This window comes from Streptomyces sp. R21, assembly GCF_041051975.1.
In the GTDB taxonomy this organism is placed as follows: Bacteria; Actinomycetota; Actinomycetes; order Streptomycetales; family Streptomycetaceae; genus Streptomyces.
Window position 1 is genome coordinate 9,167,092 of record NZ_CP163435.1, and the last position, 15,036, is coordinate 9,182,127.

Genomic DNA, 15,036 nt, shown 5'->3' on the forward strand with positions numbered 1-15,036 from the left:
CATGCATGTCCTGCCCAAGCTCACCGCACGGCTCGCACCACCCGCACACCTTCCCGCAGCCCCCGCGCTGCCCGCACGCCTTCCTGCACCGCCGTACCACCCGCACACCTTCGTGCGCCGCCCGCACTCCTTGAAAGGAAGCCGATCCATGGCAACCGGCCCGGACACCGGTCCGTACGAGGTGCTCCGTGATCGCCTCGCCGCACAGGCGGCGGACCTCGCCCTGCGAGCCGAGGCGCTCAACGCCCGCCGCGTCGAGGAGTTCGGCTCGACCCGGCTCACGCTCAGCGGGACCGAGCGGCTGCGCACCGAGCACCACTGCGTGCCCCGCGACATCGTCTCCGTCGGCGACCGGCTGCTGTTCGGCTCCAACGTGTTCCTCGGCCTCAAGCCCGAGACCGCCGTCGGCGACGTCTTCGCACTGCACGACCGCGACCTGAACCGGCTGCCCGATAACGCGGTGCCCGGTCTCCTCGACGACCCCGGCTTCGTCCGCGAGTTCGCGGCCCTCTACCGCTACTACCGGCAGGCGCACCTCCTCCAACTGCGCCGCGTGGACGGCAAGGTGCTGGCCGTGTTCCGGACCGGTGAGGAGCCTGGCGACATCCGCGTGCTGCGCTGGACGCTCACCGAGGACGGCCGCGCGGCGTTCCTCGACGCGCAGGGCGAGCGCGACCATGTCTTCCCGCCGTCCCACGACTTCACGTGGACGGACACCACCCGCGACGACCACGTCCTCGGCCGCCACCCGCACGTCTCCATCCAGGGCGAGGTCTTCGTCGAGACGGTCGGCGGGACCCTCACCATCAAGGTCGAGGACAACACCGAGACAGGCGAGGGGATTTACGCCGAGCCGGTCGACGAACCGCTCCAGTCGCTCGCCGATGCCGACATCGCCCATGCGCGCGTGGGCGCCCTGATCGTGCTGCGCATCCGCCCCTACAAGGAGGACGCATGGCGCCACCTGGTGTTCAACACACTCACCAGACAGGTGGTCCGCCTCGACGGCATCGGACAGGCCTGCCGCCGCCTGCCCGAGGACCAGGGCATCGTCTTCCCGGGCGGCTACTGCCTGGCCACCGGCGCCCACAAGACCTTCGAACTCGACACCACGGACCTGGAGTTCGAGCGGGAAGTGCGCTCACCCAACGGCGAGGACGTGCTGTTCGCCTTTCACGCGCGTGTGGAGGGCCGCAGTCTGCTGCTCCCGTACAACATGATCCGCAAGGAGATCGCGACCCCGCTGTCCTGCCACGGCTGGGCGCTCTTCGACGACGGCTCGCTCACAGTGCTCCGCGCCGACAACGACGAACCGGCACGTGTGCACCCGCTCCAGCTGTGGACGTCCCCGTTCGTCTCCGACACCCATGCCGCCGCCCGGCCCACCGGCACCGGACCGCTCGCCCGCATCGGCAACGCCGACCTCGTGCGCGGCATCTCCGACTGTCTCTCCCTGACCGGCGCCGTCGCCGAGACGACACCGACGGCCGAGGTGTACGAGGCGCTGCGCGCCGCCTGCGTCCGCGCGGCCGACACCTACCACTGGCTCGACGACGCCGAACTCGGTGACCTGCGCACCCCGTTGGACGCGATGCGCGCCACTGCCGAGCAGGTGGTCGCCGAGTTCGAGACCGTCCGGTCCCTCACGCGGGGGGCCGCCGACGCCCTCGCCGAGACCGCCGGGCGCCTGGCCGCACTCGTCCGGCGGCTGCGCGGCGAGGCGCCCCGCGACGCGGCCGGCTGGGTGGCCGGACTGACCCAACTGCGCGACATTCAGGGGCAGTTGGTGAACCTGAAGGAGCTGCGGTACGCCGACACGGCGCGCATCGACCAGCTTGCCGCCGAGGCCGAGACGGACCTCGCCGGATTCGGGCAGCGCGCCGTGGCCTTCCTCGCCCGCGAGGACGCCTTCACCGCCTCCCACCAGGACGTCGAACGGCTGGCCGTGGAGGCCGAGTCCCTCCCCACGGTCGCCGAGGCCGCCCCGCTCGCCGCCCGCCTCGATGACCTCACCCACGGCCTGCGCACCGTCACCGAGGTCGTCGGGGGCCTCGACATCGCCGACGCCACCCTGCGCACCTCGATCCTGGAACGCATCTCCGAGGTGCTGGCCGGCACCAACCGCGCCCGCGCCACCCTCGACGCCCGCCGTCGCGCCCTGCGTGACCGGGAGGGGCGCGCCGAATTCGCCGCCGAGTTCGCGCTGCTTGGCCAGTCGGTCACGAGCGCGCTCGCGGCCGTGGACGGCGAGGTGTCCTGCGATGGTCAACTGGCCGCTGTCCTCGTGCAGTTGGAGAACCTGGAAGCCCGCTTCACGGAGTTCGACGACTTCCTCGGCGAGCTCGCGGACAAGCGCACCGAGGTCTACGAGGCGTTCACCGCCCGCAAGCAGACGCTCGCCGACGCCCGCGCCCGCCGCGCCGAACAGCTGGCCGCAACCGGCGCCCGGGTCCTGGAGACCGTCGCCCGCCGGTCCGGGGGCCTCGCCGACGCCGACGGGATCAGCACGTACTTCGCCTCCGACCCGATGGTCGTGAAGCTCCGCCGCACCGCCGACGAACTGCGTGAACTCGGCGACCAGGTAAGGGCGGAGGAGCTGGAGGGCCGTCTGAAGGCCGCCCGTCAGGAGGCGGCCCGCGCCCTGCGCGACCGCACCGACCTGTACGCCGACGACGGCCGCACCCTCCGCCTGGGCCGCCACCGCTTCGCCGTCAACACCCAGCCCCTCGACCTGACCCTGGTCCCGCACGGAGACGGCCTGGCCTTCGCGCTCACCGGCACCGACTACCGCGCCCCGGTCACCGACCCGGAGTTCGCGGCCACCCGCCCCTACTGGGACCGCCCGCTGCCCTCGGAGTCCCCGTCCGTCTACCGCGCCGAGCACCTGGCCGCACGCCTCCTGGCCGAGCACGGACCCGCCGCGCTGGCGGACGCCGACCTGCCCGCGCTCGTACGACAGTCCGCACAGTCGTCGTACGACGAAGGCTATGAACGCGGCGTGCACGACCACGACGCCACCGCGATCCTTGGCGCGCTGCTGAGGCTGCACGAGGCCACGGGCCCGCTGCGCCACGAGCCCGCCGCGCGCGCCGCCGCCCAGCTGTTCTGGGCGCACGCCGCGACCGACGAGCAGCGGCAGAACTGGAGGAGGCGGGCGGTGTCGCTGGCGCGCGCCCGTGAGACGTTCGGGCTCGCCCCGGCGATCGCCGACTTCCAGGCGGAACTCGCGGCGGAAACCGGTGCGCCGGCTGCCGCGTACCTCTTCGAGGAACTGACGACCGGACCGGAAGGGTTCGTCATCAGCGCCGCCACCCGCACCCTCCTCGACAAGTTCCGCCGCACGGTGGGCACGTCGGCCTACGACGACGATCTCGCCGCCCTCGACGACCTCGGCGCCCGCCGCCAGCTGGTGGAGGCGTGGCTCTCCGCATACACCACCTCTACCGGCTGCGACCTGGCGCCCGGCGACCTGGCCGAGGCCGTCGCCGCCGAACTCTGCCCGCACCTGGTCCGCTACGAATCCGACGCGCCGCTCACCGAGACCCTGGACGGCCTCCTCGGCACTCACCCCCGCCTCAGCGGCCGGACGCTCACCATCCGCATCGACGAACTCCTCGCCCGCACCCGCGACTTCCGCGCCACCCAGGTGCCCGGCCACCGCGCCTACGCCCGCCTGCGTACCACCCTGGTCACCGCCGAGCGCTCCCGTCTGCGTCTGGACGCCTACCGACCCCGGGTGCTGACCACGTTCGTACGAGGACGCCTCATCGACGAGGTCTACCTGCCTCTCATCGGCGACAACCTCGCCAAGCAGCTCGGCACGACGGGGGAGTCCCGGCGCACCGACACCGGCGGCCTGCTGCTGCTCGTCTCGCCGCCCGGCTACGGCAAGACGACCCTCATGGAGTACGTCGCCGACCGCCTCGGCCTCGTCCTCGTCAAAATCGACGGGCCCGCGCTCGGGCATGCCGTCACCTCGCTGGACCCGGCCGAAGCCCCGAACGCCACGGCCCGCCACGAGGTCGAGAAGATCAACTTCGCGCTGGAGGCGGGCAGCAACACGCTCCTCCATCTCGACGACATCCAGCACACCTCACCGGAGCTGCTGCAGAAGTTCATCCCGCTGTGCGACGCCACCCGCCGGATCGAGGGTGTGTGGAACGGCGAGCCGCGCACCTACGACCTGCGCGGCAAGCGCTTCGCGGTCTGCATGGCGGGCAACCCCTACACCGAGTCGGGCACCCGCTTCCGCGTCCCCGACATGCTCGCCAACCGCGCCGACGTGTGGAACCTGGGCGACGTCCTGACGGGCAAGGAGGGCGCCTTCGCGCTGAGCTTCGTCGAGAACGCACTCACCGCGAACCCGGTGCTCGCCCCGCTCGCGGGCCGCGACCGCACCGACCTCGACCTGCTGCTGCGCCTCGCCGCCGCCGACCCCACGGCCCGCGCCGACCGGCTCACCCACCCGTACGCCCCCGCCGAACTGGACCGGATCCTCGCCGTCCTGCGCCACCTGATCACGGCCCGCGCCACCGTGCTCGCCGTCAATGCGGCCTACATCGCCTCCGCCGCACAGACCGACGCCACCCGCACCGAGCCGCCCTTCCGGCTCCAGGGCTCCTACCGTGACATGTACAAGATCGCCCAAAGGATCCAGCCGGTCATGAACACCGCCGAACTCGCCGCCGTCCTCGACGACCACTACGCCGCCGAGGCCCAGACCCTCACCACCGGCGCCGAGGCCAACCTGCTCAAGCTGGCCGAGCTGCGCGGCACGCTCACCCCCGAACAGGGCGAGCGGTGGACGGAGCTGAAGACCGCGTACGTCCGCACCCAGGCCCTCGGCGGCCCGGAGGGCGACCCGCTGGTCCGGGCGGTGGCATCCCTGGGACTGCTCGCCGACCGGATCGCCGCCGTCGAGTCCGCCATCACCCGCGCCGCCGACCACGCCTCGGGTCAGGCGGGCGCGAAGTGGCGCAGCCAGACGTAGAGCAGGGCGATGGTCACCGTCACGGCGGTGACCATCGGCCCGTAGCGGATAGGAGGCGTCGGCGTCGACGCCCACCGTCTCGTACTCCACTGCCAGGTCACGTGCCCCGCGATCGGCTCCTGTCTCCTGCTGCGCCGCGCTGTCAGTAATAGTGGCGCATGATGTCGGTGGCCCACTCCGGCTGGGTCGTGGAGCCCTGGGGGCCGAACTCGGCCATGTAGGGCTTGAGATCGAGGACGGGCGTGCCGTCGACCGCGTCCAGTCCCTGGATGTGGATGTCGAGCCCGTCGGTGCGCAGCAGGCGGCAGCGGGAGACGCCGATGCGGTTGGGGCGGTTCTTGCCGCGCTGGGCGAAGATGCCGACCAGCGGCCAGTCCGTGTTGCCGCGCGGGTGGCGGGCCCCGGTCTCGATCTTCTCCACGGGCACCCGGTCGAAGTGGTAGACGACCTCCAGGTGGGAGAAGGCGTCCAGACCGGCCAGCGCGTCAGGACCGAACCGGGCCGCGTCCAGGCGGATGACGGCCGACACCGGCCCCCAGTCGTCGTCCCGGACCTCGCCGCGTCCGCCGATCACCTGCCCGATCGGCTGTGAGACCACCTCGGCCAGGGTGCTGTTCTCGGACATCTGCTGTGCCTTTCGCCGAACGGGACCCCCTTCGCACGCGGGTGCGCGTGCGGAGGACGGTCAGGACAGGAGGGCCGCCCGTGAGCGACCGCTGCCCACCGTATCGATCATGCAGCGCGGCCGGGACGGGGAAGATTTCCGTCCGCATACGTAATCCGGTGTTGTGGGGTACTCGGACCTCATGAACGCATTGATCCTGAGCCAAGAACTGGCCGCGTCGGACTGGCTACGCGGCGGAATCGCGCCGCTGGTGGCGGGCATCCTGATCACCGGTGCGCTGGTCTGGGCCGTCCGCTTCGGCATGAAGGTGCGTCGTACGGAACTGCCGCCTCCGACCCCGGAGGAACAGCCCCATCTGCCCGCGTCCGGGGCGGTCCACGAGGAGCGGGAGATGCGGGAGACCGACGAGATACCGAGGATGGCCAACGGCGACCGGCCGCTGACCCCGTACGAGGTCGGCAACGTCTCCAGCAGGAGAAGCCACGATCAGCACAGGCGGCGCTGGACCCCCGGATCGGGCGGTTCGTTCGGCAGCGGCGGACCCGGCAGGACCTGAGAACACGATCCCGGCCGAGGAGAGGCCGAGGGGCCCGCACCGTGCGCGGGGCGCCCGTCGGGGCGATGCTGTAACGAGTGTCGGCGAGACGGAGCAATGGTGGCATGAACGGCAACCAGACCCTGCGGCGTGACGTGGTCTCCAGCCATTCGGTCTTCGGCGCCCCCTGCTGGGTCAGCCTGACCACACGCGATCTGAAGGCCACGGAGGACTTCTACGGGGCGGTCCTCGGCTGGGAGTGCGAGCCCGCCGAGCTCGGCGACCGGTTCAGCATCGCGCGAGTGAACGGTGTGCCGGTCGCCGGGATCGCGGCGGTCGCCTCCGTCTGGCAGATGGCCGTCGCCTGGACGCCGTACTTCGCCGTCTCCAGCGCCGACGAGGCCGTGGCCAGGGCGGAGGAGCGCGGCGGCACCCGGGCGGTCGGACCCATCGCCTTCCCGCCGGGGCGCGCGGCGCTGCTCGCCGACCGCGACGGGGCGGTGTTCGGCGTCTGGGAAGGGGAGCTCGTGGCCGGCTGGGAGAAGTGGCGCCGCGCCGCCCCGGCCTTCGTGCGCCTGCACACCCGCGACGCCTTCGACGCCGCGATCTTCTACGGCGAGGTCCTGGAGTGGGCCACCGAACGCCCCGGCTGCTGCGAGGTCCACTACGACGGGGACGAGGTCGTCCTGCGCAGTGAAGGGGAGGTGGTGGCCCGGATCCACTCCGGAGCGGTGGGGGCGGCGCCCGATCCCGCGATCAGGCCGCACTGGCGGGTCCACTTCGCCGTCGCCGATGTGGAGGCCTGCGCCGCGGCCGCGCGGGCCCACGGCGGCACCGTGCTGCAACGTCGCACCGGCCCCGACGAGGCCGTCCTCAGCGATCCCGACGGCGCCTGCTTCACGGTCACCGAGCAGACCGGGCTGACGGGATCCCGGGCGCCGGGCACGGCGGAACGCGATTAGCGGCCCAGGATTCCGCCAGGGGATTTCGCGGCGTCACCGTTCGGAATGACGCAATTGCGGTGTGTGACCTTATGTACGACTTTACCGGGGAATCAGTCACATTCCCGTTTCGCGAATTGAGATACGGGAATGTGCTTTTTAGTGCTTCGGACAGGAGGCACGTCCGCGGGAGCTGGCTCGCCAGTTCGCGGCTGTGCCCCAAGGTCCGTGTGCGCGCCTCTCCTGCGGTGACTGTCCACTCAGCACCCGCCGAGGGAGTTGGCAAGCACCATGCGGACCAAGACCGGAACGAAGCAGCACCCGCACGATGACGCCCCCGACACCGCCGCGGCGTTCGAAAGGCTGTGCTGTCTCTCTGACTGCCCCGAGAAGCAGGCACTGCGCGACGAGATCGTCAGCGCGTGGCTGCCGATGTCGGAACGCATAGCCGGCCGGTACCGCGGCCGGGGCGAGTCCCTGGAGGATCTGCGCCAGGTCGCCGCGCTCGGCCTGGTCAAGGCCGTCATCCGCTACGACCCCGCACGCGGCCCCTTCGAGAGCTACGCCGTGCCCACCGTCACCGGCGAGATCAAGCGGCACTTCCGCGACCACATGTGGACCCTGCATGTGCCGCGCCGCGTCCAGGATCTGCGCAACCAGGTGCGGGTCGCCCTGAAGGAACTGACGCAGACCACCTGCGGCCACCGGCCCACCGTCGCCGAGATCGCCGAGTGCGCGCACCTGAGCGAGGACGACGTACGGATCGGTCTGGAGGCCCTCGACAGCTTCGCCACGCTGTCGCTGGACGCGGAGGTGCCGGGCAGCGAGGACGGTTACGCGCTCTGTGACGCACTGGGCGAGTGCGACCCCGGGTTCGACCTCGTCGTGGACCGCGAGGCCGTAAAACCCTGCCTGCAGGCGCTTCCGCCCCGCGAGCAGATGATCCTCTACCTGCGGTTCTTCGGCGGTATGACGCAGAGCCGCATCGCGGAGCAGCTCGGCATCTCGCAGATGCACGTCTCCCGACTGATCAGCGGCTGCTGTGCCGAGATGCGTGATGAGGTCACCGCAGATGCGGCCTAGTCGGGGAGCGGCTGTGTCACACACCTGGACGCCCGGGCGGATCTTCCCGCTCCGGGCGGCCGGGCGGCGAGCTCACTGCCGAACCCTCCCGGGAGCGGTTCCCAGTGTGCCGCTCCCTCACGGGTTGACCTCGAAGGGCGATCCGAAACTCGTCATGGGCGAACGGCTCGATCTCGTGGTCCGGTGGAGAATCCGATCGGCGCGCGCGGTATTCGCGGTATTCGATCGAGGGTTGATCGAGGTTTAGGGGTCACTCGGGCCGTCGGGAATCTGGGTCGGTCCGTACTTGTCGAGAGTGTCCTCCACCACGGCGCGGACATCGGGCGGCATGTCTCCCTTGCCGCCCCAGATGAGGATCATCTCCGCGATATTGCGCAGTTTGATGTTGGTGCGCTGCGAGACCTCCCGCAGGACGACCCAGCCCATTTCCGGGGAGATCCGGCCCAGCGCGACCATCATGCCGATCGCCTGGTCCACGACGGCATGCGAGGTGATGGCCTGCTTCAGCTGGTCGATCTCTTCCTGCAGTTCGAAGATCTCGTCCGCCGTCGCGCCGACGGACGGGGCCGTCTCTTCCGGACCGCCGGCCGGCTCGGCGCCGACCGGGCGGGCGTCTGAGGACATCGTCGCCTCCGAGTACGCATGCGGGACAGCGCACCACTCTCCCTTGAGTCCATGGTCGCCACTCCGCCCGGTGGGCGCCAGTGCCCACGGCTGCGGACCGCCCGGCGCCGGAAGTCCGGCGGGTCCGGGACCTTCGACGCCAGGCCGGGCGGGGCCAACGGCGGGTGAGGGCGACGACCAACGCCTCTGCATTGCCGTACGCCCGCGAACGACGCTGGAAGGGCAAGGACCTCCCTTCTCATCACCGGGACCAGCCATGCCAGCTGTCGTCAAGGAAGCGCCCGTCGTCACCGGGCGATCGTTCGACCCGGAGCAGTACCGGCCCGGGCGCGCCATCTCCGACTGGGAGCCGGAGAACGAGTTGTTCTGGAACTCCACCGGCCGCCGCGTCGCCCGGCGCAACCTGTGGATCGCCGTCCCCGCGCTCCTCGTGGCCTTCGTCGTGTGGCAGGTGTGGAGCGTCACCGCGACCAATCTGAGCGACGTGGGCTTCGGGTTCACCACCTCGCAGCTGTTCTGGCTGACCGCGATCCCCGGGCTGACCGGCGGCACGTCCCGGATCTTCTACACGTTCCTGGGCCCGAGGATCGGCCAGCGGACCTTCACCGCACTGTCCACCGTCGTGCTGATCGTGCCGCTGATCTGGCTGGGCATCGCGATCCAGGACACCTCCACATCGTTCACCGTGATGGCGATGATCGCGGCCCTGTGCGGCATCGGCGGCGCCAACTTCTCCTCCGCGCTCGCCAACATCGGCTTCTTCTTCCCCGAGCGGGAGAAGGGCAACGCCACGGGCATCAACGGCGGCCTCGGCAACCTCGGCGTCTCCGTCGTCCAGCTGCTCACCCCGATCGTCATCACCAGCTCGGTGATCGCCATCGGCTCGGGGCAGCACAACGCCAGGACCGGTGAGGACGTCCACCTGCAGAACGCCGCGTTCCTGTGGGTGCCCGTCCTGATCGTGCTGGCCGCCGTCGCCTGGTTCGGGCAGAACGACCTGAAGACCGCCTCCACCTCCTTCGCCCAGCAGAAGATCATTTTCCGGCGCAAGCACAACTGGCTGATGACCTGGCTCTACGTCGGCACCTTCGGCTCGTTCATCGGCTTCGCCGCCGCCCTGCCGATGCTGATCAAGACCACGTTCCCGGACTACTCGGTGGCCACCTACGCCTGGATGGGCCCGGCCCTCGGTGCGCTGGCCCGCTGGGCGGGCGGCTGGATCGCCGACAAGCTGGGCGGCGCCCGGGTCACCATCCTCTCCTTCGTGGGAATGGCGGCCGCGATCATCGGTGTGATCACCTTCCTGCCCGCCGGCGGCGACAGCGGCAACTTCACCGGGTTCTTCGTCTGCTTCCTGGCGGCGTTCCTCTTCTCCGGCATCGGCAACGGCTCGACCTTCCGCCAGATCCCCGTGATCTTCCGCAACCAGCACCTCAAGGGCCTCACCGAGGGCACCCCTGAGTACACGCGGGCGCTGAAGCAGACCGAGATGGAAGCGGGCGCCGTCACCGGATTCACCGCGGCCATCGCGGCGTACGGCTTCTTCTTCATCCCCGCCCTGTTCGCCAACTTCGCGGTGACCAGCGCGATGTGGGGCTTCGTCGGCTTCTACGCCACCTGCATCGTGATCACCTGGTGGTTCTACGCCCGCAAGGGCGCCGAGTCGCCGAGCTGACACCCACAGCCGCCGCGGTCCGGGCGGCGGCTTCGCCCGGACCGCACCGGCAAGTCCGGAAGTCCGGTGTCAGGAAGCGGTCGGCGTCCAGTCGCCGAGCCAGGCCGCGACCGTCTGGTCCATGGCCTGGGCGTCCGTGAGCTGGGGGCGGTCACTGCTCGCGGAGCCTGCTCCTGCGCCGGTGTTCTTGTACTCCGCGAAGCGGTCGTCCTTCCACGAGAAGCCGCCCATGTCCGACCACGGGGCCGGCCTGATCGCCGCGCTGAGGCTGGAGTTGCGGACGGTGGTCTGCGGGTCGAGGGATGCGTCGCCGCCCGCGTGCCAGTTGCGGCCGAGGGAGAAGCTGGCGGCGGAGACATCGCCGTTCACCGTGGTGTTGTTGATCAGGAAGCCCTTGCGGTTCGGCTGCGTGCTCGGCGCGGTGACGAACCCGGCCGAGGAGCCGTCCCAGCGCTTCTTCAGCGTGACGACGGAGTGGTCGATCACGGCGGTGGCCCGGCCGAAGACGAAGTCGACGTTGCCGGTGACGTAGGAGTTGGTGATGTAGACCCGGCCGAGCTTGTCCGAGCCGGCGGTCTCCAGCTCCAGGGTGTCCTGGTCGCCGTTGACGATGACGCTGTCGAGGAAGACCTTGTCGGCGCCGGTGCGCAGCGCGACGGCCTGGTGGCCGGTGACGTTCTGGTTCGCGGCCTCGTCGAAGTCGTTGGAGATCGTCAGGTTGCGCGCCTGGAAGTCGTCGGCCTCGACCGCGACGGTGGCGCTGCCGGTGGTGCCGTACGTCGTGCCGTCGGGCTTCTTGGTTCCGGCCGCGTTGTTGTAGACGATCTCCGTGCTCTTACGGCTGCTTCCGGTGCCCAGGATGGTGACGTGCGGCTTGTTGGAGGGCACCTTGACCGTCTCACGGTACGTTCCGGGCTTGACCGAGATCGTGACGCGGGAGGCGTTGTTCGCGGGCACGGCGTCGACGGCGGCCTGGACGGTCTTGTACTGACCGGAGCCGTCCTGGGCCACCGTGAGCGTCGTACCGGACGCGGTGCTCGTCGTCGTGGCGGTGGTGCCGAGCGAACTGCGCGGCCCCGCCTGGGACTTGAGCAGCGCCGGCACGTCGGCCGCCTTGTCCAGGGTGTAGCTGTAGTACGTCTTCGGGTCGAACGCCGCGCCGCTGCCGCCCTGTTCGTTGCGGCCGCTGGTGCCGGAGAAGACGTTGCCGCGCTGGACGAGGGTGGCGGCGCTGTCCCGGATGACGGGGTTGTTCATGCCCTGGAAGTAGGAGTTCTCCAGCAGCATGTTCGTCTTGCCGCGCGCGTAGTTGCCGTATGACGACGTGATGTCCGTGCCCGCGTCGTCCTGCAGGAAGTTGTTGTAGAGGTGCGCGTGCGCGACGTTGTCGGTCGACGGGTTGCGCTGCTCGGTCTCGTGGATCCAGTTGTGGTGGATCGTGATGTCCGCGGTGGTGTTGTCGGTCCAGCCGATACCGAACGCCTTGTTCTCGTTGCTCAGCTTGTTGTACGACACCGTCAGGTAGGTGGTGTCCTTGCGGCTGTCGATCAGACCGTCGGCCATGTGCCGGATGTCGTTGTGATCGATCCACACATGGTGGGCGCCGTCCATCTGGATGCCGTCGTAGTCGTGCTCCTTGTCGTTCCAGGTGCCCATGTAGGCGTCCCGGATCGTCAGGTTGCGGATGATCACGTTGTGGATGCCCTGGCCGAGGAAGAAGCCGCCGCCGACGATGTGCCCGGACGTACCGGAGCCGATGATCGTCTTGTTCGAGGCGACCTTGATCTCCTTGCCCTTGGGGTCCATCGTGATCGCCGCGGCCACGACGATGACGTACGGCTCCTCGGCCGTCGCGTACTTCTCGAGATCCGCGAGCGTCTTCACGGTGACGATCGCGCCGCCCCGCCCGCCGTAAGTCCCGTTCTGCCCCATCGCGTTGACCGACGCGAACCCGTCGGCGGCGGCGCTGGCCCAGGCGGGCACGGTGGCCGCGGAGGCCTTCGGCTGGGAGTCCTCCCCGAACACCCCGAACACCGTGCCGTAGGCGAGCGTGCCGGCAGCGGTCAGGGCGAGCGGCACTCCGACGATCAGTGCGGTTCTGCGCCTGCGGTGACGGGCCTTGCCACGGATCTCAGTCATTGCGCTCTTCCATCTCCTCTGCGGGGGGCGGTCGTTGATCAGTCGCCACCCGCGGAGGAAAGGTTGCCGGTGCCTTCCGGCCGAGTGCGGTCCGCATCGACTGCACGATCGACGGATTCGGCGCCATGCAGCTCAAGTCCAGCGTCGTCAAGAAGGCCTGACGCTAGGCCCTGCCCGCACCCTTCCCGTCGAGGCAGGCCACTTCGTCGCCACCCATTCTCGGAATGCTTAATTGCAAAATTTCGCAATTGGTTAGATGCTGTCTTCGCTGTGCCCGCAGGTAGCCGCGGGCACAGCACCACGCATCCCCTTGGGGTGGCGCGTCCGAGGTGGGAAGTCGAGGGGTCGTGTCGGTTCCGCTGTACCAGGCCAAGGCAGAGTTCTTCCGGATGCTCGGGCATCCCGTACGCATCCGGGTCCTGGAGCTGCTCCAGGACGGCCCGGCACCCGTGCGGGACCTGCTGGCCGCCATCGAGGTGGAGCCCTCCAGCCTGTCGCAGCAGCTCGCCGTGCTGCGCCGCTCGGGCATCGTCACCTCGAAGCGCGAGGGCTCTACGGTCGTCTACGAGCTCGCCGGCGGCGACGTCGCCGACCTCATGCGGGCCGCCCGCAGGATCCTCACGCAGATGCTCTGCGGGCGCAACGAACTCCTGGCCGAGCTGCAAGAAGCCGAGGTCGCCGCGCGATGACCCCGGGATTCATCCGGGCCTGGTCCCGGATCACCGCACTGCTGCCCGCCCGCAACGACCTTGCGGAGATGCGTCGCGACCCGCGCCGCGACCTGCTCGCGGGGCTGACCGTTGCCATCGTCGCACTGCCGCTCGCGCTCGGCTTCGGCGTCTCCTCCGGGCTGGGCGCGGAGGCGGGCCTGGCGACCGCGGTGATCGCGGGCGCGCTGGCGGCCGTCTTCGGCGGATCGAATCTTCAGGTCTCCGGGCCGACCGGTGCCATGACGGTGGTGCTGGTGCCCATCGTCGCCGCGCACGGACCCTCCGGCGTGCTGACCGTCGGGCTGATGGCGGGCGTGATGCTGGTCGCGCTGGCCGCGGCGCGGGCCGGCAAGTACATGCAGTACGTGCCCGCACCCGTGGTCGAGGGCTTCACCCTCGGCATCGCATGTGTCATCGGGCTCCAGCAGGTGCCGAACGCGCTGGGCGTCGCCAAGCCCGAGGGCGACCGTGTCCTGGTGGTCACCTGGCGGGCGCTGGAGGAGTTCGCCCGGCACCCGAACTGGACCGCCCTGGCACTCGCCGCCGCCGTGGCCGCCCTCATGCTGGCCGGCGCCCGGTTGAGGCCGACCGTCCCCTTCTCCATCCTGGCCGTGATCGCGGCAACGATCGTGACGCAGGCGGCCGGCCTGGACGCGGCCACACCGATCGGCCAACTGCCCTCCGGCCTGCCCGCCCCCTCGCTCTCCTTCCTCGACCTCGGCGCACTGGGATCCCTGCTCGCCCCCGCCGTGGCGGTCGCCGCGCTGGCCGCGCTGGAGTCCCTGCTGTCCGCGTCCGTCGCCGACGGCATGACGGTCGGTCAGAAGCACGACCCCGACCGGGAGTTGTTCGGCCAAGGCCTCGCCAACATCACCGCGCCGCTGTTCGGCGGCGTCCCGGCCACCGGCGCGATCGCGCGCACCGCGGTCAACGTCCGCACCGGCGCGGGCTCCCGGCTCGCCGCGCTCGTCCACGCCGCGATCCTCGCGGTGATCGTCTTCGCGGCCGCGCCCCTCGTCTCCAGGATCCCGCTCGCGGCCCTCGCCGGCGTCCTGCTGGCCACCGCGATCCGCATGGTCGAGGTCGGCTCGATCAGGGCGATGACCAGAGCCACCCGCTCGGACGCGCTGATTCTCGTCCTCACCGCCGCCGCCACGCTCGCCCTCGACCTCGTCTACGCCGTGATCATCGGCCTGGTGGTGGCCGGCGCTCTGGCCCTGCGCGCCGTCGCCAAGCAGGCCCGCTTCGACCAGGTGGAACTCGACCGCGGCGACCACAGCACCGAGGAACACGCCCTGCTCGCCGAGCACATCGTGGCGTACCGCATCGACGGCCCGCTGTTCTTCGCCGCCGCGCACCGCTTCCTGCTGGAGCTGACCGACGTCGCCGACGTCCGGGTGGTGATCCTGCGCATGTCCCGGGTGAGCACGATGGACGCCACCGGCGCCCTGGTCCTCAAGGACGCCGTGCAGAAGCTCAACCGGCGCGGCATCGTCGTCATGACCTCAGGCATCCGGCCCGGCCAGCGTCAAGTCCTGGACTCCGTGGGCGCGTTGGACCTGCTGCGCCTGGAGGGCCGCGAGTACGCCACCACTCCCGAGGCGATCCGGGGCGCCCGCGACCACCTGGAGATGGCCGGGGTCCTGCCCGCCGGGAACGTGCGCCACACCCTCCATATGCCCCCGGCCCAGGGCGCGGAGAGCTGAGGACCGAG

The 15,036-nt window shown here is 70.4% G+C and carries 11 protein-coding genes; 8 read left to right on the forward strand and 3 right to left on the reverse strand.

Annotated elements, in window-relative coordinates; translation table 11 throughout:
* Positions 1–148: 148 nt before the first annotated feature.
* Positions 149–4,990 carry a DNA repair ATPase gene (locus AB5J56_RS41010; RefSeq protein WP_369240882.1) on the forward strand — a complete coding sequence of 1,614 codons (4,842 nt, stop codon included), beginning with the start codon at positions 149–151 and terminating at the stop codon, positions 4,988–4,990.
* A 142-nt stretch (positions 4,991–5,132) separates the two neighbouring features.
* Here the strand turns inward: AB5J56_RS41010 and AB5J56_RS41015 are convergent, their stop codons facing one another.
* A complete protein-coding gene (locus tag AB5J56_RS41015) occupies positions 5,133–5,615 on the reverse strand; it encodes an SAM-dependent methyltransferase (RefSeq protein ID WP_369240884.1) in 483 nt (160 codons plus the stop codon).
* A gap of 181 nt (positions 5,616–5,796) precedes the next feature.
* Between AB5J56_RS41015 and AB5J56_RS41020 the strand changes: the two genes are divergently transcribed.
* The 3 genes from AB5J56_RS41020 to AB5J56_RS41030 all read left to right on the forward strand — a co-directional run bounded on the left by AB5J56_RS41020 (position 5,797) and on the right by AB5J56_RS41030 (position 8,174).
* Complete coding sequence (locus AB5J56_RS41020; RefSeq protein WP_369240886.1) at positions 5,797–6,171, forward strand: DUF6479 family protein; 375 nt, start codon at positions 5,797–5,799, stop codon at positions 6,169–6,171.
* Between the two features lie 104 nt (positions 6,172–6,275).
* Entirely contained in the window at positions 6,276–7,112 is an 837-nt protein-coding gene (locus AB5J56_RS41025; RefSeq protein ID WP_369240888.1) for a VOC family protein, read from the forward strand.
* A 270-nt stretch (positions 7,113–7,382) separates the two neighbouring features.
* Positions 7,383–8,174 (forward strand): SigB/SigF/SigG family RNA polymerase sigma factor, encoded by a 792-nt coding sequence (locus tag AB5J56_RS41030; protein WP_369240890.1) that lies wholly within the window; start codon positions 7,383–7,385, stop codon positions 8,172–8,174.
* Positions 8,175–8,417: 243 nt separating this feature from the next.
* On the opposite strand, the gene AB5J56_RS41035 is transcribed toward AB5J56_RS41030, so the two are convergent.
* Positions 8,418–8,798 (reverse strand): ANTAR domain-containing protein, encoded by a 381-nt coding sequence (locus AB5J56_RS41035; RefSeq protein WP_369240892.1) that lies wholly within the window; start codon positions 8,796–8,798, stop codon positions 8,418–8,420.
* Between the two features lie 256 nt (positions 8,799–9,054).
* Here AB5J56_RS41035 and AB5J56_RS41040 point away from each other — a divergent pair, with 256 nt between their 5' ends.
* Positions 9,055–10,473 carry a NarK family nitrate/nitrite MFS transporter gene (locus AB5J56_RS41040; RefSeq protein WP_369240894.1) on the forward strand — a complete coding sequence of 473 codons (1,419 nt, stop codon included), beginning with the start codon at positions 9,055–9,057 and terminating at the stop codon, positions 10,471–10,473.
* 69 nt (positions 10,474–10,542) lie between these two features.
* Here AB5J56_RS41040 and AB5J56_RS41045 read toward each other — a convergent pair whose 3' ends face one another.
* A complete protein-coding gene (locus tag AB5J56_RS41045; protein WP_369240896.1) occupies positions 10,543–12,612 on the reverse strand; it encodes a pectinesterase family protein in 2,070 nt (689 codons plus the stop codon).
* Positions 12,613–12,707: 95 nt separating this feature from the next.
* On the opposite strand from AB5J56_RS41045, the gene AB5J56_RS41050 reads away from it, so the two are divergent.
* From AB5J56_RS41050 to AB5J56_RS41060, 3 genes are all read left to right on the forward strand, one after another.
* Positions 12,708–12,773, forward strand: coding sequence for a PhnA domain-containing protein (locus AB5J56_RS41050; protein WP_369243080.1), 66 nt, complete (start codon positions 12,708–12,710; stop codon positions 12,771–12,773).
* A gap of 186 nt (positions 12,774–12,959) precedes the next feature.
* A complete protein-coding gene (locus AB5J56_RS41055) occupies positions 12,960–13,301 on the forward strand; it encodes an ArsR/SmtB family transcription factor (protein WP_369240898.1) in 342 nt (113 codons plus the stop codon).
* The gene (locus tag AB5J56_RS41060) at positions 13,298–15,028 is read left to right on the forward strand and encodes a SulP family inorganic anion transporter (RefSeq protein WP_369240900.1); all 1,731 of its coding nucleotides are present in this window, start codon (positions 13,298–13,300) and stop codon (positions 15,026–15,028) included. The genes AB5J56_RS41055 and AB5J56_RS41060 overlap by 4 nt, the downstream gene beginning before the upstream one ends.
* The last annotated feature ends 8 nt before the right edge of the window (positions 15,029–15,036 follow it).